22 protein-coding genes, 1 pseudogene and 3 riboswitches are annotated in these 14998 nt (G+C 36.5%); of the genes and pseudogenes, 11 read left to right on the top strand and 12 right to left on the bottom strand.

Translation table 11 applies throughout. From position 1 onward, the window contains the following. Position 1: 1 nt before the first annotated feature. The 3 genes and pseudogenes from OWO01_RS01940 to dapA all read right to left on the bottom strand — a co-directional run bounded on the left by OWO01_RS01940 (position 2) and on the right by dapA (position 1816). Positions 2 to 181, bottom strand: a complete 180-nt coding sequence (locus OWO01_RS01940) for a hypothetical protein (protein WP_268778737.1) — start codon at positions 179 to 181, stop codon at positions 2 to 4. 73 nt (positions 182 to 254) lie between these two features. After that, positions 255 to 506, bottom strand: a pseudogene (locus OWO01_RS01935) (IS4 family transposase); the annotation flags it as partial. A 422-nt stretch (positions 507 to 928) separates the two neighbouring features. Continuing rightward, a complete protein-coding gene (gene dapA, locus OWO01_RS01930) occupies positions 929 to 1816 on the bottom strand; it encodes a 4-hydroxy-tetrahydrodipicolinate synthase (protein WP_268778736.1) in 888 nt (295 codons plus the stop codon). Positions 1817 to 1958: 142 nt separating this feature from the next. Next, positions 1959 to 2142, bottom strand: a riboswitch (Lysine riboswitch). 298 nt (positions 2143 to 2440) lie between these two features. Here dapA and OWO01_RS01925 point away from each other — a divergent pair. The 3 genes from OWO01_RS01925 to tenA all read left to right on the top strand — a co-directional run bounded on the left by OWO01_RS01925 (position 2441) and on the right by tenA (position 5946). Further along, complete coding sequence (locus OWO01_RS01925) at positions 2441 to 2800, top strand: IDEAL domain-containing protein (RefSeq protein WP_268778735.1); 360 nt, start codon at positions 2441 to 2443, stop codon at positions 2798 to 2800. 159 nt (positions 2801 to 2959) lie between these two features. After that, a complete protein-coding gene (htpG, locus tag OWO01_RS01920) occupies positions 2960 to 4837 on the top strand; it encodes a molecular chaperone HtpG (RefSeq protein WP_268778734.1) in 1878 nt (625 codons plus the stop codon). 66 nt (positions 4838 to 4903) lie between these two features. Then, a riboswitch (TPP riboswitch) is annotated at positions 4904 to 5015 on the top strand. 256 nt (positions 5016 to 5271) lie between these two features. Further along, positions 5272 to 5946 carry a thiaminase II gene (tenA, locus tag OWO01_RS01915; protein ID WP_268778733.1) on the top strand — a complete coding sequence of 225 codons (675 nt, stop codon included), beginning with the start codon at positions 5272 to 5274 and terminating at the stop codon, positions 5944 to 5946. Between the two features lie 355 nt (positions 5947 to 6301). Here the strand turns inward: tenA and OWO01_RS01910 are convergent, their stop codons facing one another. Then, positions 6302 to 6814, bottom strand: a complete 513-nt coding sequence (locus tag OWO01_RS01910) for a DUF3231 family protein (protein ID WP_268778732.1) — start codon at positions 6812 to 6814, stop codon at positions 6302 to 6304. A gap of 136 nt (positions 6815 to 6950) precedes the next feature. Here OWO01_RS01910 and OWO01_RS01905 point away from each other — a divergent pair, with 136 nt between their 5' ends. The 4 genes from OWO01_RS01905 to OWO01_RS01890 all read left to right on the top strand — a co-directional run bounded on the left by OWO01_RS01905 (position 6951) and on the right by OWO01_RS01890 (position 10053). Then, positions 6951 to 7403, top strand: a complete 453-nt coding sequence (locus tag OWO01_RS01905) for a YndM family protein (RefSeq protein ID WP_268778731.1) — start codon at positions 6951 to 6953, stop codon at positions 7401 to 7403. A 115-nt stretch (positions 7404 to 7518) separates the two neighbouring features. Next, positions 7519 to 7953 (top strand): DUF2512 family protein, encoded by a 435-nt coding sequence (locus OWO01_RS01900; protein ID WP_268778730.1) that lies wholly within the window; start codon positions 7519 to 7521, stop codon positions 7951 to 7953. A gap of 45 nt (positions 7954 to 7998) precedes the next feature. Beyond that, positions 7999 to 8451: a YndM family protein gene (locus OWO01_RS01895; protein WP_268778729.1), complete on the top strand. Its 453-nt coding sequence runs from the start codon at positions 7999 to 8001 to the stop codon at positions 8449 to 8451. A gap of 282 nt (positions 8452 to 8733) precedes the next feature. Next, complete coding sequence (locus OWO01_RS01890) at positions 8734 to 10053, top strand: amino acid permease (protein WP_268778728.1); 1320 nt, start codon at positions 8734 to 8736, stop codon at positions 10051 to 10053. Here the strand turns inward: OWO01_RS01890 and OWO01_RS01885 are convergent. The 8 genes from OWO01_RS01885 to OWO01_RS01850 all read right to left on the bottom strand — a co-directional run bounded on the left by OWO01_RS01885 (position 10050) and on the right by OWO01_RS01850 (position 12477). After that, positions 10050 to 10679, bottom strand: coding sequence for a LysE family transporter (locus OWO01_RS01885; protein WP_268778727.1), 630 nt, complete (start codon positions 10677 to 10679; stop codon positions 10050 to 10052). The genes OWO01_RS01890 and OWO01_RS01885 overlap by 4 nt on opposite strands. Positions 10680 to 10834: 155 nt before the next feature. Further along, positions 10835 to 11014 carry a YjcZ family sporulation protein gene (locus tag OWO01_RS01880; RefSeq protein ID WP_268778726.1) on the bottom strand — a complete coding sequence of 60 codons (180 nt, stop codon included), beginning with the start codon at positions 11012 to 11014 and terminating at the stop codon, positions 10835 to 10837. A 47-nt stretch (positions 11015 to 11061) separates the two neighbouring features. Then, entirely contained in the window at positions 11062 to 11169 is a 108-nt protein-coding gene (locus OWO01_RS01875; RefSeq protein ID WP_268778725.1) for a YjcZ family sporulation protein, read from the bottom strand. Positions 11170 to 11413: 244 nt separating this feature from the next. Beyond that, positions 11414 to 11599, bottom strand: a complete 186-nt coding sequence (locus OWO01_RS16100; RefSeq protein WP_418936189.1) for a YjcZ family sporulation protein — start codon at positions 11597 to 11599, stop codon at positions 11414 to 11416. A gap of 45 nt (positions 11600 to 11644) precedes the next feature. After that, positions 11645 to 11761, bottom strand: coding sequence for a YjcZ family sporulation protein (locus OWO01_RS01865; protein WP_268778724.1), 117 nt, complete (start codon positions 11759 to 11761; stop codon positions 11645 to 11647). Between the two features lie 144 nt (positions 11762 to 11905). Continuing rightward, positions 11906 to 12091, bottom strand: a complete 186-nt coding sequence (locus OWO01_RS15990; RefSeq protein WP_272505969.1) for a YjcZ family sporulation protein — start codon at positions 12089 to 12091, stop codon at positions 11906 to 11908. 46 nt (positions 12092 to 12137) lie between these two features. Then, on the bottom strand, positions 12138 to 12314 hold the full coding sequence (locus tag OWO01_RS01855) for a YjcZ family sporulation protein (RefSeq protein WP_418936190.1): 177 nt from the start codon (positions 12312 to 12314) through the stop codon (positions 12138 to 12140). Positions 12315 to 12363: 49 nt separating this feature from the next. Continuing rightward, a complete protein-coding gene (locus tag OWO01_RS01850; RefSeq protein ID WP_268778722.1) occupies positions 12364 to 12477 on the bottom strand; it encodes a YjcZ family sporulation protein in 114 nt (37 codons plus the stop codon). 187 nt (positions 12478 to 12664) lie between these two features. Beyond that, a riboswitch (PreQ1 riboswitch) is annotated at positions 12665 to 12709 on the top strand. Positions 12710 to 12783: 74 nt separating this feature from the next. Between OWO01_RS01850 and queC the strand changes: the two genes are divergently transcribed. The 4 genes from queC to OWO01_RS01830 all read left to right on the top strand — a co-directional run bounded on the left by queC (position 12784) and on the right by OWO01_RS01830 (position 14963). Next, positions 12784 to 13446, top strand: a complete 663-nt coding sequence (gene queC, locus OWO01_RS01845; protein WP_268778721.1) for a 7-cyano-7-deazaguanine synthase QueC — start codon at positions 12784 to 12786, stop codon at positions 13444 to 13446. Positions 13447 to 13451: 5 nt separating this feature from the next. Then, complete coding sequence (gene queD, locus OWO01_RS01840) at positions 13452 to 13919, top strand: 6-carboxytetrahydropterin synthase QueD (protein ID WP_268778720.1); 468 nt, start codon at positions 13452 to 13454, stop codon at positions 13917 to 13919. Then, positions 13912 to 14640: a 7-carboxy-7-deazaguanine synthase QueE gene (gene queE, locus OWO01_RS01835; protein WP_268778719.1), complete on the top strand. Its 729-nt coding sequence runs from the start codon at positions 13912 to 13914 to the stop codon at positions 14638 to 14640. The genes queD and queE overlap by 8 nt, the downstream gene beginning before the upstream one ends. A gap of 89 nt (positions 14641 to 14729) precedes the next feature. Further along, the gene (locus tag OWO01_RS01830) at positions 14730 to 14963 is read left to right on the top strand and encodes a hypothetical protein (RefSeq protein ID WP_268778718.1); all 234 of its coding nucleotides are present in this window, start codon (positions 14730 to 14732) and stop codon (positions 14961 to 14963) included. Positions 14964 to 14998: the final 35 nt, after the last annotated feature.

The raw sequence follows: 14998 nt of genomic DNA, 5'->3' as shown, positions 1-14998 counted from the left end.
TCTACAATGTTATAGTATTTTCAAAGTCTTCGCTAACTAGTGCGTCTAAAGCTTCAGACAAAGCTTCCTCAGCCGATTCGAAGTTACCTTCAAGCTTATCCTCGGTAGCCAATACTCCAAGTGGGAAAAATAAAAGCAGTAAAAAAGATGTTAAGATAAATAATAGTGTTTTCTTTCTCAAAATTCATTCCTCCAATATTTTGTATTATATTCCATAAATTAATAATATATATCTGGATATTCTACAAGTAAAATTTACTACGGTTACGATCATACGAAGAATCATCGACAATCAATACTTTGGGGCGATCATAACTCGTTAAGTTGGTTGCTTTTTCAATGGTATGAGCACTTAAAAATAGTAAAAACCTTCTCCAAGCAAAGGTAGACTTGTTTAAAAAAAGATAGACGGCATTCTTTTCTGGACAATCATTCGCTTTCTTACTTTGAAGTACTTGATACCAGTTCTTGTTTTCGAAGATCAAACAAAAATTCAATTGAAAAAGATTGGAAAGCTGGTTACAATGTGCAAATTACGACAGAAAGACAATATACACTTGCGTATTACGTATTTCCAAATCCAATATTCAAGAATTTAGATGCCTGAATAAGAAGAAGATTACGTATTATTCGTTAAAAAAAGTGAAAGGAAATAAAAAAGAATGAGGAGAATGTAATAAGATGCGGCATCGATCCAGATAAAGCATGGGAATGGGCGAATACAAGGAAAGCCCATTGGAGAATATCAAAGCGCCCTATAATGAACAGGGCGCTTGATAATAAATATTGGTCAATTCAAGGGTTAAAGAGTCTATTTGGTAGGTGACATCAAACTGTACGTTGGACTTAAATGAAACCGCCGTATACCGAACGGTACATACGGCGGTGTGAGAGGACGGGAGTTACTCTCTCCTACAAAATCGATTTATTAACTAACTTTATGTTGTTGAAGTGAATGCAGCGCTTCATGTAATATTGCACGTTCACTTTGGTTAAGCGGGATTAGCGGCAGGCGTACAGAGCCTACACGAAGTCCAATCATCGCTAGTGCTTCTTTTACTGCTGTTGGGTTCGGTGCGATGAATAGAGTTTTCATTATTGATGAAATATCTTGATGTATTTGCGTTGCTTTTTCAACTTCACCAGCTAAATAAGCATCAGTCATTTGTTTCATTTCTCGACCCACGATATGAGAAGAAACAGAGACAACTCCATGGCCACCAAGAGCTAGTATCGGCAACGTCAAGTTATCATCACCACTATACAAGTAAAAATCAGCCGGTGTTTGTGCAACGATCATGCCAATTGCATCTAAATTTCCACTCGCTTCTTTAATGGCAATGATATTATCAACCTTAGACAAACGAATAACGGTATCTACCGCTAAGTTCACGACACTTCGGCCAGGAATGTTATAAAGCATGACAGGCAATGTTGTCGCATTCGCGATTGCTAAGAAGTGCTGATACATGCCTTCTTGTGATGGTTTATTATAATAGGGAGTCACTAGCATGATCCCATCTACACCTATTTTTTCCGCTTCTCTAGTTAGAGAGATCGATTCCGTCGTGTTATTTGAACCTGTTCCGGCAATGATGGGAACGCGCTTGTTAACGTAGTTGACGACAAATTTAAGAAAAGAAATTTTTTCTTCCTTTGATAAAGTAGGTGATTCTCCAGTTGTTCCATTTACGACTAATGCGTCTGATCCATTCGTAATTAGGTAATCAATCAACCGTTCTGCTTGTCCAAAATCAATCTCATCCCGCTGATTAAACGGGGTAACCATTGCTGTTATTACTCTGCCAAAATCCATAATTACCACCTCTGTTTTAAAATAAATTACGTTAAAATCGTGTCAGACACGAACGCAAGAAGGTGGCTATCTCTTGATAAATAACACAAAAAGCAGTAACGAAAGCTAATCGCTACTGCACCAAATATTATTACACGATGATGCGTGAGATAGCCCTCCATATAGCACAAGTACTATATGACAGTACGGTATTTATTCAATACTGCACCAGTGAGCAGAATAAATGAGCTTCTGCTTACTTCGGCGAATCACCCTTTCAACAATATTCACTAGTCCTCACTGACTTCCTATTGCTTACTATTGTTCTTCGCACCTCTATACTCACTTCAAATTAAATTGAAGTAAATGAATTTGTGTCCACTATACCAAATTAGTAACGGGATTACAATACGTTTTTGATAATCTGTCTAAGTAATAGTACATGGATAAACATGGAGAAATTTTGAGCCGAACAATTAGTAAATCTTATTAATAAGAAAAAATGTGTAACTATTTCAAGCAAGATCATTGACAGTTTTCACTTTTAAGAATAAAATAACAATTAACTATTTTAATTGACGATTCAAATTATTCTGTCAATTTAAATATTTGGAAATTAATTATTCATAAAGGTGGTGTCAAAGCATGGAAAAAAATCGTTACAAGTCTATTCAAGTGGGCGATTGGGTAGAAACAGAATCAAGTAAAGGTCAACGAATTCTCGGTTTTATTGAAAAAGACACAGAAGAGGAAAATATGTTACAGTTACGTGTAATAATGAGTGATAATGACATGTTAACAGGTCATAGTATTCAAGTGAATCAGTCGAAGTTAACAATGCAAGAGTCAAACTCAAATTATTCTGTTCAAGAATTAGCACAATTGATCGACCTTGCACTTTTAACAAATGATAAAGCATGGTTTGACGAATTAACTGCACAATACATTCAAATCCAAAATGATTCTTCAACAGAAGAGATCTTGAACTATACTACAGCTAATTAATACATCCAACAAAATACCATAAAAAAACGCAGGGTTGCTTTCATACCCTGCGTTTTCATTTGTATTCGTTGACATCTTTGATTATTTATGATAAAAAAGAGATTGTTAGCACTCGATGGTGCTGACTGCTAATAATATCATTAAGAGAGGGAGAACAATATGGCTAAACAACAATTTGAAGCAGAATCAAAACGATTGCTAGAAATGATGATTAATTCCATCTATTCTCAACGAGAAGTATTTTTGAGAGAGTTAATTTCGAACGCAAGCGATGCAATTGATAAAATGTATTATCAAGCATTAACGGATGACTCTATTACATTTAACCAGTCTGATTATTACATAAAAATCACTACGGATAAAGAAAACCGTCAATTAACGATTTCAGATACCGGAATCGGAATGACAAAGGAAGAGCTAGAAAGCAATTTAGGCGTTATTGCAAAAAGTGGCTCATTAGCATTTAAAAAAGAGAACGAGATTAAAGATGGTTATGATATCATTGGTCAGTTTGGTGTTGGATTTTATGCAGCATTTATGGTTGCGGATCAAGTAACGGTTGTATCAAAAGCCCTAGGTTCAGAGGAAGCGTACCTCTGGCAGTCAGAAGGTGCTGAAGGTTTTACGATTGAACCAACGGAAAAAGAAACGGTAGGTACGGATATAACCTTAACAATAAAAGAGAATACGGACGAAGACGATTTTGATCAATTTTTGGATCCAAATCAATTAAAAACTATTGTTAAAAAGTATTCCGATTTTATTCGTTATCCAATTAAGATGGAACTCACTACACAAAAACCAAAAGAAGATAAAGAAGACGAATTTGAAGAAGTAACAGAAGAACAAACCGTTAACAGCATGGTACCGATTTGGAAGAAGAATAAAGCTGAACTTACAGAAGAAGATTACAATCAATTCTATATGGACAAACACTATGGATTTGATAAACCGCTTCAACATATTCACGTCAGTGTAGATGGGAACATCCGTTATCAAGCGATTCTTTATATTCCTGAAACTACGCCATATAATTATTATTCTGCTGACTATGAAAAAGGTTTAGAACTCTATTCAAATGGCGTATTGATCATGAATAAATGTGCAGACTTGCTGCCAGATTATTTTAGTTTTGTTAAAGGTCTAGTAGATTCGGAAGACTTATCATTAAATATTTCTCGTGAGATGTTGCAACATGACCGTCAATTAAAATTAATCGAGAAAAATCTCGTAAAAAAAATCAAAACAGAACTTGTGAAATTATTAAGATCTGAACGCGAACAATATGAAAAATTCTATGATGCGTTTGGACGCCAATTAAAATATGGTGTATATAGTGATTTTGGACAAAATAAAGAAACGTTACAAGATCTGCTATTATTCTATTCTTCTAAAGAAGAAAAATTGGTGACATTAAAAGAATATGTAGAGAGAATGCCAGAAGATCAATCATACATTTATTATGCAACGGGTGAATCCAATGCACGTATCGAACGCTTACCGCAAACAGAGGTCGTTCTGGATAAAGGATATGAAATTCTTTACTTCACAGATGATGTGGATGAGTTTGCGATCAAAATGTTGGCAGAATATGAAGGGAAATCATTTAAATCCGTCTCTAGTGGCGATTTAGGTTTTGATGCAGAAGATTCTGAAGAGGAAAGTAAAACTACAGATCAAGATCAAGCACTATTTGACGAAATGAAAGAAATTCTTAAAGATAAAGTGACCGATGTACGTGCTTCCAAACGATTAAAAACACACCCAGTATGTTTAAGTAATGAAGGGGAAATTTCAATCGAGATGGAAAAAGTACTAAGCATGATGCCTGATAATCAAAACGTTCAAGCAGATAAAATTTTAGAAATTAACGTTAATCATGAAATTTTTCAAACAATGAAACAAGCTCATGAAACGGATAAAGATAAAGTAGCTACTTATACGAATATTCTTTATAACCAAGCATTGCTTATCGAGGGACTAACGGTAGAAGACCCAATCAGTTTTACGAACGATGTTTGGAAAGTGCTCAAATAACCAAGCAACTTGTTTGACAAAAAAGGGGAAAATGATAACCTTTTAAGAGAAAAATATAATAAAAATAAAAACCACTAGGGGTGTCATGAAATTTAAATGGCTGAGATTGAAGTGATCTTCAAGACCCTTAGAACCTGATTTAGTTAAGACTAGCGTAGGGAAGTGGGGCAAAAGTTTATGTTCTATATCCTTTTGATTAAACCACCACTTCTTTCTGTCTTTAGATTAGAAGTGGTTTTTTTATCCCGGAGCAACCGTCCGTAAGACTCCCACTTCAAAACAACAATAATATCAAGTTGTTTAAGTGGGAGTAACGGACGCTAGTACCCCGAATGGTTCAAGGGCCTTTAGGTCATCCTTTAGGGCTAACAATCAGTGGGGGAATACCTAAAAAACCCCCACTGATTGAAGTTTCACTTTATGAGGAGGAGACAATGAAGTTTACAGAGCAAATTCGTAAAGAGGCAGATCACATTTGGCAAGCAAGTTTTCAACATCCTTTTGTACAAGGTATCGGCGATGGTTCACTACCGTTAGAGAATTTTCGTTATTATGTAATGCAAGATTCATACTATTTAGGGGTTTTTGCTCGTGTACAATCACTAGGAGGTGCAAAGGCAGAATCTTTAGAAATAACGAATCGGATGGCATCACACGCGCAAGGAACATACGAGGCAGAACTTGGCCTACATCGAACGTTCTCAGAATTGCTTCATATAACAGATCAAGAGCGAAAAGATTTTAAACCGGCACCTACAGCCTATGCCTATACATCTCATTTGTTTCGTGCAGCACAATTTGGGCACTTGGGTGATGTTATTGCAGCGATTCTACCATGTTATTGGTTGTATTATGAAATTGGAGAACGCTTAAAAACAAAGAGTCCAGATGATCCGATCTATCAAAAGTGGATCTCAACTTATGGTTCTGAGTGGTTTAAAGCCTCCGTAGAGGAACAAATTAATCGTCTTGATCAAATTGCAGAAACCGTTACGGAATCAGATAGAGAGCGAATGAAAGAACATTTCATTATTAGCTCACAATATGAATATTCATTCTGGGAAATGGCCTACAAGTTAGAAAAATGGCCAATTGATCTGTTGAAATAAAAATATAATATTTTTTTAGTAAATATTATTATAAAATGTGACTCACCCTTCTTATTATTAAGGTTTGGAGCATTTTTTGGTTATATCCTAGAAGATCTAAGGTATCTTGACGAGGTTGTAGCTCTATTTGGGCCTCAACCTAGGCGAAAGTGGGTGTTTCGACGAGGTTGTAGCTGTTTTTTAGGTTCAACCTAGGCAAAAGTGGCTATTTCGACGAGGTTGTAGCTCTTTTTCATACTCAACCTAGGCAAAAGCATTACTTATGATAGAATTAGATAAAAGCAAATGAGCTTTGAGAAATTTAAAACAAACAATCAGCTGGGAGTAATGTTTCCCAAGTGATTGTTTGTTTTTTTTAATCTTGATTTGGAATTTTTACATGAAGTGGTGGGGGAATGACCCAACCTTTCTCTTTATTCAATCGTAGTGCTTTTGCTCCTACTTGTGCTTTATTCATATGAAAGTTTCCAAAAATCATTGCGATATCTTCTCGTAACGACTCCGCCATAATTTTGCTACAAGCAATTAATCCTTGCCCGATATTCAGGGAGATAGTAGCGCTTATTTCTGAATCATTAAATTTTGCTCCACTTGGGATATCTTCCAAATTTGCTAATGATCGTTCCGGTGGGGCAGGGGGGAGAGCAATTCCATTTACTTTTAATATTTCCTCAATCGTTTCCGTTTCTTGTTTGATTCCTTGAATTAAATCATCAAGTAATTGCTTCAGTTCTTTGTCACCCGCATGGTTACTAAACGTTTGGTATGAAGCATAATTCCCCTTGGCGGTTAGTAAATAGGACCACAAACTGAAAATTTCTCCGTAATGAAGTGGTTGTTTCTTTGGGTTACCAGATAGAATGCCCATCGTAATCCTCCTTTTTTTCAACTCGATTGTATTCTTCTCTATTATGGTGTTCCTATTCATAATGTTTTAAAAAACTACATCACTAACGTGTATAATTTTCTTTTTTTTACAAAAGATAGACGTAGGAGGTGTTCAGATGAAACACGTACAATTATTCGTTGTGAAATTTTTAGCAACATTAGGATTACTTTATCTCGTTTTAGGTTTTGGCTACGGGGTTACATTAGGGAATGTGTTTATGCTTACTTTAGTTATTGGTACCGTAGCCTATTTAGTTGGAGATTTGTTCATTCTGCCACGCACAAATAATACCGTTGCGACAGTTGCAGATTTTATTGTAGCTTTTGTTGTTATTTTTCTCATGACTGATTTGATAGCGATCGATGCAAATATTTTTACTGCGTCTTTTATCTCAGCATTGGCACTTGGAGTATTTGAACTGTTTTTCCATAAGTATGTTTATGAAGCGTTGGATTTTTCCAGTGAGGACTTTATAACTTCAGGAGGAATGGAATATCATATGGAAACTTCTGAGGAATTTCATCCTGAATATGACGAGGATTTTGAAGATGAAGATGAATTGTTTTAATTTTATGTTTAGCAATTCAGGTCGAATCTGAAGTGTCCATGAAATAATGTTTCTATAAGATTAAAGGTATAGTATTCCAATATTCATGACATGATAGCAAGTAGGAGGTGTTCGGATGAATCATACAAAGTTAATTGGAATGAAGTTTATTGCTACTTTTATTTTACTATTCCTCGTATTAGGGATAGGTTTTACCATTAGTATCGCTGATATTGTCCTTATTAATATGGTCAGTATTTTAGCTTACTTCATTGGAGACTTACTGATACTTTCGAGAACAAATAATACGATTGCAACTTTAGCAGATATAAGTATTGCTTTTGTTGTTATTTTTCTCATGACGGATGCATTGTTGGCAAGTACAGAGGCATTTATAGCAGCATTGCTCTCAGCAGTTTTGATTGGTTTATATGAATGGTTTTTCCATCCTTTTGTTATTAGGGGCTTAAGTTATTCCCAGAATAAACAAGCTGCCTTGTTGCGTGCAAATTATCTAATGGAATCTTCTGATGAGTTAGGTGTGTTTTTTCAACCTGAAGACCAAGATTGATAGGATAGTTAAGACTCAAAATAACTGTAGAATAGAGGAGCATCTATGGAACACATAAAGTTAATTGCGATAAAATTTGTTGCTACATTCGTATTGTTGTATCTCGTTCTAGGAATGGTTTATGGAATGGCTATTGAATATATTCTTTTTATCAACATGGTTAGCATTGTATCCTATTTTATCGGTGATCTAATTATTCTCGAGAGGACAAATAATGCAGTAACTACTTTGGTGGATTTTGGTATTGCGCTTGCGGTTATCTATTTAATGGCAGATGTATTGACTGTTGGTGGAGATCCACTTATTGCAGCATTATTCTCAGCCATTTTAATCGGTATTTTTGAAGCATTTTACCATCGCTATGTGGTAAATGAACTACATGAACAGAAACTTCAAGCTATTCCGATACGAAGAATGGAATACAGCATGGAAACGTCAGAAGAATTAAGTGATTATTATGACGAAGAATTTGATGATGATGAGGACGATTTTAGATAACGATGAAACGTTGCGCCAACAATGATCACATTTCCCTCGATCAAAATACATGTAAAAATGTGAAACGAGTAGTCCGTTCTGGAATGCTCGTTTTTTCTTGATTTTTCTTAAAAATAATCGAAGCCAGCATTCCAAAGGATTGTTAGGTTTTTCACACAAAAAAATAACACTGTCTTGATGTTTCACTTATTGTTGAATAAGATTTCCTGAAATGCGGAAATACTAATGCGAGCTAAGGCATTTACTTTGAAGCTACATTGCGATAAGGGAGAAGTTACGGTTATGAAAACATGTGCAAAACAAGTGAAACAAGCAAAAAAAATAAAATGGTGGCAACTATCGTTAATTGGTGTTGGGTGCACAATCGGAACTGGGTTCTTTTTAGGTTCTGCTATCGCGATTCAACGTTCTGGACCAATGATATTGCTTTTGTTTGTTTTGGCAGCTTTAGCTACTTATATTGTTTATGATGCATTATCCAGTATGACTTCCGCAGATCCTCAGAAAGGTTCGTTTCGAACATATGCGAAAAAAGCTTATGGACGATGGGCTGGTTTTAGTAATGGATGGGTATATTGGACATCAGAACTCCTCATTATGGGAAGTCAATTAATTGCCATTTCGATATTTGCTCAATTTTGGTTTCCGAACTTACCACTATGGATTATGTCTAGTGTTTTTTCTGTATTAGGAATTGGGGTTATCATTACTGGTGTCGTTGGGTTTGAAAAGGTAGAAAATGTATTTGGTGCAATGAAAATAGCAGCTATCTTAATGTTCATTATAATTTGTTTTTTAGCACTTAGTGGGGTTTTTCCAGACGTTTCAGCCGAACGAAGCTTTCCTTTGACCATGGAAGGTTTTTTTCCTGAAGGTTTTAAAGGGGTTTGGACAGGATTTATTTTTGTGCTATATGCTTTTGCCGGCATCGAAGTAATGGGGATTATGTCCAATGAGTTAGAAGATACGAAACAAGCTGCAAAAGCAGGGCGCGTCATGATTTCTGTTTTAACGATCATTTATCTACTTTCCATCGGATTAGCTGTATGGATTTCGCCCCTTGATTCATTTAGTACAGATGAAAGTCCCTTTATTATGGTTTTACAACAATTTAATTTTACTGTTATTACACACATCTTTAATGGGGTACTTATTATTGGAGGATTTTCAACAATGGTAGCCTCGCTGTATGGAATCACGACGATTTTGACTTCTTTAGCAGAAGATCGAGATGCACCGAAAATATTTGCCAAAACTGGTTTTCGTGATGTTCCCTATTATTCGGTATTGGTAACCGCAATTGGATTAGTAGGATCGATCGTAGTCGCATTGTTATTACCTGATAAAATTTATGAGTACATTACCACGGCAGCGAGTCTAATGTTGTTATATATATGGATTTTTATATTGTATTCTTATCATAAACTAATAAAAATTACGAAATTTAGTGAGATCAAACGCTGGATTGGAATTGGTCTATTGTTAATCGGCATTGTGGGAACTTTGTTTGACCAGACAGCTCGGATCGGATTTTTTATTAGTTTTGGATTTATCGCGATCATTGCAACGGTTACTTTTTTTATGCGAAAAAAATGGCATTAAAATTGAAGCAATAATTTAATCGCTTGAAAGCCAAAATAACCAGCGAAAGCAAATAGACAAATTCCTGATACAAGGGAGATGCCCTTTAGTAACATTGGTGTGAGTATTTTTCGGAATCCACTCGAAATAATTGCCATTGTTACATCCCATAGCATAAGTCCAATAATGACTGCTACTCCATATAAAATCACGTATTGTAAGTCATAGCGGTGGATCGTATCAGCTAAAATAGAGCCATAAATACCTAGCCAAAATAAGATCGATAATGGATTGGCAATGGTGATGAAGAAGCCACTTAGAAATGTTTTTCTAATTGACTCTTTTTCTCGTTCGTCTGACTCGGTTATTTGAGGAATACTCACAATATTTTCAATCGCAGTGTATAGGAGTACAAACGCGCCGAAAGACCATAAAAAGGTTTTCATTAATGGAATTTCCATGAAATGAACAACCCCAAAGAAGATGGAGAGAATAAACAAAAATTCCCCAACGATAGAACCTAAACCTATTGCCCAAGAATGAAAAAAACCATTCTTGATTCCTTGATTGATTTGTGCAGCATTAATCGGACCAATCGGTGCTGCTAATGTAAGACCTAATAAGAAATAACTAAAAAAAGTACCCAAATTGGATCACTCCTCTGTATTATCAGCTTGTACTATTTTTATTCAATCGCTTAACTTACTATGCAAGAAAAGATCAACTTCGCCCTATGTAAGATAGGATTGGTCAGTAAAAAGAGAGCCAATACGTATTCCTACGTATTGGCTCTCTTGATGTTCTAGATAATTGTTGCGCCTACGATGATTAAAAGAACAAACATTACTACAATAAATGAAAATCCTCCAAATCCTCGTGCTGGAGCTGCTACTGGAGCAGTGTGACAACCTGCCCCCATTGCTGGGTCTGCAAATGCTGCTGCTTGTGCTTGTGCACCAGCTCCTGGATGACCATATGCCATAAAAAATTTCCCTCCTTAACGGAAATTACGATTCATTCGAACTTTTTCTAAACTGCATATCCGCCGAAAGAAGCACCAATGATTACCAATAAAATAAACAGTACAATCAATAGTGCAAATCCGCCGCCGAACCCTGCTGCGCCTGTGTGAGTCATTACTGAATCCCTCCCTTAACAGGTTACAAAATTATTATATGTATGAGGGGCTTTTATGTAAGGGGCATTCATCTATTTTTATCAAAAACGTGGAAAGAAGATAAACTAGTGAAGTTCACCATTCGAGTCTCGGATCTGGACGCGCCTATATCTGCTCCTAAATAATAATTTAAATTTCAAGCCTACTCTATTCAAAGAAAAAAGAGTCAACACACGTTACGCATGTTGACTCCTTTTTATTCATTTATATAATAGCTGCTCCTACGATGATTAATAGGATGAATAAAACAATAATTAACGCAAAACCACCGCCAAATCCACGTACTGGTGCGACAGGTCCAGTGTGGCAACCACACCCTACACCAAATCCCGGATCAGCATACGCTGCAGCTGCAGCATGAGCTCCTGCCCCTGGATATCCATATGCCATAGATTTCCCCTCCTCCTCTTTAAGTGAAATGGAATGAATTAATTTCTACCAACCATAACCTACGAAAGAAGCACCGATGATAATTAATAAAATAAACAATACGATTAGCAAAGCGAATCCTCCGCCATATCCTGCACCTGGTGCAGCACCGTAACAAGCCATTTCTACCAACCTCCTTTTCTTGTTTCGAGAGTATTATATGTAAATATAGGGTTTTGGTCATGGACATTCATCCAATTTTCATGAATTTAATGTACGAATGAAATAAGGAGTCAACATCAATCGATGTTAACTCCTAAATTCTTTTTAGTATACTACCGTTGCACCAACGATAATGAGAAGGATAAATAGTACTACAATTAACGCAAATCCTCCGCCAAATCCTCGAACTGGACCACAAGGAGCAGTATAGCAACCTCCGAATCCTGGATCACTAAATGCTTGTGCTTGTGCTGCAGCGTAAGATCCGCCGCCAAAGCCTCCGTATGCCATCGTTTTTCCCTCCTTCACAATATTACGTAATGTGTTTCATTACATCTTAATAACCATAACCAGTGAAAGAAGCACCAATAATAATTAACAAAATAAACAAGACGATTAATAAAGCGAATCCACCGCCAAAGCCGCCATGTCTACCTGCTACTGGAGCCCCTCCAACTGGTGCACCTGCTTGCGCTTGTGCTTCTGCTGAAGCAAAAGAGCCGCCGCTACCCATTGCCATAATAGAAAAACCTCCTTTTTTGATTCATTTTTATTGCATCAATTTAGTATCCATATCCTCCAAATGAAGCACCAATAATTACTAATAGAATAAACAATACGATCAACAGAGCGAAACCTCCGCCAAATCCTGCTGCGCCATGTGCTGGGTAAGCCATTTCTTATATACCTCCTTTATGTTGTTTCAAGAGTATTATATGTATTGGTCAATGAAGTGTAATGGACACTAATCACGATTTTTCATAAATTCATCAAAGTTTTACCGGAAAATGAACTATTTCTTCTAAACTCACATGATTCTTATGGTACAATATAGAAGCAAACATCATACAATTCTGCTACAGAGCAGGAGAGGTTCTAGCTACACCCTCTATAAAAAACTAAGAATGTACGTTACCTTTCTTAGGGTATCGTTTTTTTATTTGGGTGCGTGGAATGCTCTTTTTGAAAAGGAAGGGATCATCATGGAGAAAAATGAAAAAGCCGTTGTCGTATTTAGTGGTGGACAAGATAGTACCACCTGCTTATTCTGGGCACTTGAACGATTTGCTCACGTCGAAGCGGTTACTTTTGATTATCAGCAACGCCACAAACAAGAGATTGCAGTTGCAAAAAAAATTACCGAGGAACTAAACGTGACGCATCACGTACTCGACATGTCCTTATTAAATCAACTGGCACCAAGTGCATTAACCCGAGAGGAAATTCAAGTGAACGATGGGGGGAAAGAAGAACTTCCATCAACCTTTGTTCCAGGTAGAAATTTACTGTTTCTTTCTTTCGCTACCATCTTAGCAAGACAAATTGGGGCAAAACACATTGTTACGGGTGTCTGCGAAACAGACTTTAGTGGGTATCCAGATTGTCGAGATGTCTTTGTCAAATCACTAAATGTCTCGCTTAATTTATCGATGGACGATCAATTTGTCATTCATACACCACTAATGTGGCTAGATAAAGCAGAAACGTGGAAACTTGCCGATCAACTTAATCGATTTGCTTATGTTAGAAAAAACACATTAACTTGCTATCACGGGGTCATTGGTGATGGCTGTGGTACATGTCCAGCATGTACGTTACGTAAAAATGGACTGGATACTTATTTGAAAGAAATCGAAGGAAGGTGAACAGGATGTATGAATTTTCTATCGTAGAAAAGTTACAAAAACTAGAAGAAGATATTCAACGCCATGAACTGAAATACCATCAAAAACGTGTTCTGGTGAGTAAGTCTTTTCACTTTGACGCTGCCCATCATTTGCATTGTTATGAAGGGAAGTGCAAAAACCTTCATGGTCACACGTATCAAGTTATTTTCGGAATTAGTGGGATGGTGGATGAAATCGGCCTTGTCATTGATTTTGGTACGATAAAAGAAATTTGGAAAAGTGAAATAGAAATATTTTTAGATCACCGCTACTTAAACGAAACTTTACCAAAAATGAATACAACAGCCGAAAACATGGTCGTGTGGATTTATGAAAAAATGGAAGAAGCATTGAAAAAGCAAACCAATGACTGCCGGATCGAATTCGTTCAATTATACGAAACACCAACCAGTTATGCTGAAGCTAGGCGGGAGTGGATGAGCCATGAGTAAGTTTCCTATTCTTGAGATCTTTGGACCAACCATTCAAGGAGAAGGGATGGTGGTCGGGCGAAAAACGATGTTTATCCGAACTGCTGGTTGTGATTATCAGTGCTCTTGGTGTGATTCTGCTTTTACGTGGGATGGTTCAGCTAAAGAGGAAATAGAAATGTTGACGACAGAACAAATTATGGACCGTTTGAAAGAAGTAGGAAAGGACCGATTTGATCATGTTACGATTTCGGGAGGAAATCCAGCTCTATTACAGAATCTAAATCAACTAATCGATGCCCTACATGCGTGCGATCTTAACGTTGCTTTAGAAACACAGGGAAGTCGTTGGCAACCGTGGTTTTTAACGATTGATGATTTGACCATTTCGCCAAAACCACCAAGTTCTAAGATGCAAACAGATTGGGAAATGCTTGACAAGATCATCGCTTCTTTAACAGAAGAAAATCGTTTGTCACATCTTAGTTTAAAAGTGGTTGTATTTGATCAAGAAGATTTGGACTATGCAACATACATTCATGCACGATACCCTGAGGTTTCATTATTCTTACAAGTTGGGAACGATGATTTATCGGAAATAGATCCAGAACAACTAGCTCATCATTTGTTATCCAAATACGAATGGTTGATTGATCAGGTGATGCTATCTAACACCTTAAATGCTGTTCGCGTTTTACCCCAAGTACATGCACTTGTTTGGGGCAACAAGCGTGGAGTATAGGATGAAAATGCTGATTCCTATGTTCAGCATTTTGTAATTTGTTATAACAAAGGGAGAAAAATTCGGTTAAAAAAGGGAGAGGATTTGTTATGTGGGTAAGGTCACAAGACAAAAAACAACTGGCTCAATGTATTTCGTATTCAGTTGATATGGTAATTGGAGGAAAGAAGAAAGGTTCTCTAAGTGGAATAATTGACAATGGATTTTGGGGAGCCAAAACTGTGCATCTTGGATTCTATGATACAAAAGAACAAGCAATTAAGGAATTAGATAAAATTCAAGAGGCACTAGCTAGTGATGTGAAAATTTATGAAGTAAATTAATTTTTTTAGATACATAGTTTAGAATAGTTACTTTC

The organism is Natronobacillus azotifigens, from assembly GCF_026805325.1.
GTDB classification, from domain to species: domain Bacteria; phylum Bacillota; class Bacilli; order Bacillales; family Amphibacillaceae; genus Natronobacillus; species Natronobacillus azotifigens.
This window is presented reverse-complemented; position numbering and strand designations above follow the sequence as displayed.

Excerpts from the sequence above, each read along its gene's own strand:
- htpG (WP_268778734.1), top strand. The coding sequence starts at position 2,960 with ATGGCTAAACAACAATTTGAAGCAGAATCAAAACGATTGCTAGAAATG.
- OWO01_RS01875 (WP_268778725.1), bottom strand. The coding sequence starts at position 11,169 with ATGACTCACACAGGCGCAGCAGGGTTCGGCGGCGGATTTGCACTATTG.
- OWO01_RS01890 (WP_268778728.1), top strand. The coding sequence starts at position 8,734 with ATGAAAACATGTGCAAAACAAGTGAAACAAGCAAAAAAAATAAAATGG.
- OWO01_RS01855 (WP_418936190.1), bottom strand. The coding sequence starts at position 12,314 with ATGGGTAGCGGCGGCTCTTTTGCTTCAGCAGAAGCACAAGCGCAAGCA.
- OWO01_RS01850 (WP_268778722.1), bottom strand. The coding sequence starts at position 12,477 with ATGGCTTACCCAGCACATGGCGCAGCAGGATTTGGCGGAGGTTTCGCT.
- OWO01_RS01830 (WP_268778718.1), top strand. The coding sequence starts at position 14,730 with ATGTGGGTAAGGTCACAAGACAAAAAACAACTGGCTCAATGTATTTCG.
- OWO01_RS01895 (WP_268778729.1), top strand. The coding sequence starts at position 7,999 with ATGGAACACATAAAGTTAATTGCGATAAAATTTGTTGCTACATTCGTA.
- queD (WP_268778720.1), top strand. The coding sequence starts at position 13,452 with ATGTATGAATTTTCTATCGTAGAAAAGTTACAAAAACTAGAAGAAGAT.
- OWO01_RS01925 (WP_268778735.1), top strand. The coding sequence starts at position 2,441 with ATGGAAAAAAATCGTTACAAGTCTATTCAAGTGGGCGATTGGGTAGAA.
- queE (WP_268778719.1), top strand. The coding sequence starts at position 13,912 with ATGAGTAAGTTTCCTATTCTTGAGATCTTTGGACCAACCATTCAAGGA.
- OWO01_RS01905 (WP_268778731.1), top strand. The coding sequence starts at position 6,951 with ATGAAACACGTACAATTATTCGTTGTGAAATTTTTAGCAACATTAGGA.
- queC (WP_268778721.1), top strand. The coding sequence starts at position 12,784 with ATGGAGAAAAATGAAAAAGCCGTTGTCGTATTTAGTGGTGGACAAGAT.
- OWO01_RS15990 (WP_272505969.1), bottom strand. The coding sequence starts at position 12,091 with ATGGCATACGGAGGCTTTGGCGGCGGATCTTACGCTGCAGCACAAGCA.
- OWO01_RS01910 (WP_268778732.1), bottom strand. The coding sequence starts at position 6,814 with ATGGGCATTCTATCTGGTAACCCAAAGAAACAACCACTTCATTACGGA.
- OWO01_RS01880 (WP_268778726.1), bottom strand. The coding sequence starts at position 11,014 with ATGGCATATGGTCATCCAGGAGCTGGTGCACAAGCACAAGCAGCAGCA.
- tenA (WP_268778733.1), top strand. The coding sequence starts at position 5,272 with ATGAAGTTTACAGAGCAAATTCGTAAAGAGGCAGATCACATTTGGCAA.
- OWO01_RS16100 (WP_418936189.1), bottom strand. The coding sequence starts at position 11,599 with ATGGCATATGGATATCCAGGGGCAGGAGCTCATGCTGCAGCTGCAGCG.
- OWO01_RS01900 (WP_268778730.1), top strand. The coding sequence starts at position 7,519 with ATGAATCATACAAAGTTAATTGGAATGAAGTTTATTGCTACTTTTATT.
- dapA (WP_268778736.1), bottom strand. The coding sequence starts at position 1,816 with ATGGATTTTGGCAGAGTAATAACAGCAATGGTTACCCCGTTTAATCAG.
- OWO01_RS01865 (WP_268778724.1), bottom strand. The coding sequence starts at position 11,761 with ATGGCTTGTTACGGTGCTGCACCAGGTGCAGGATATGGCGGAGGATTC.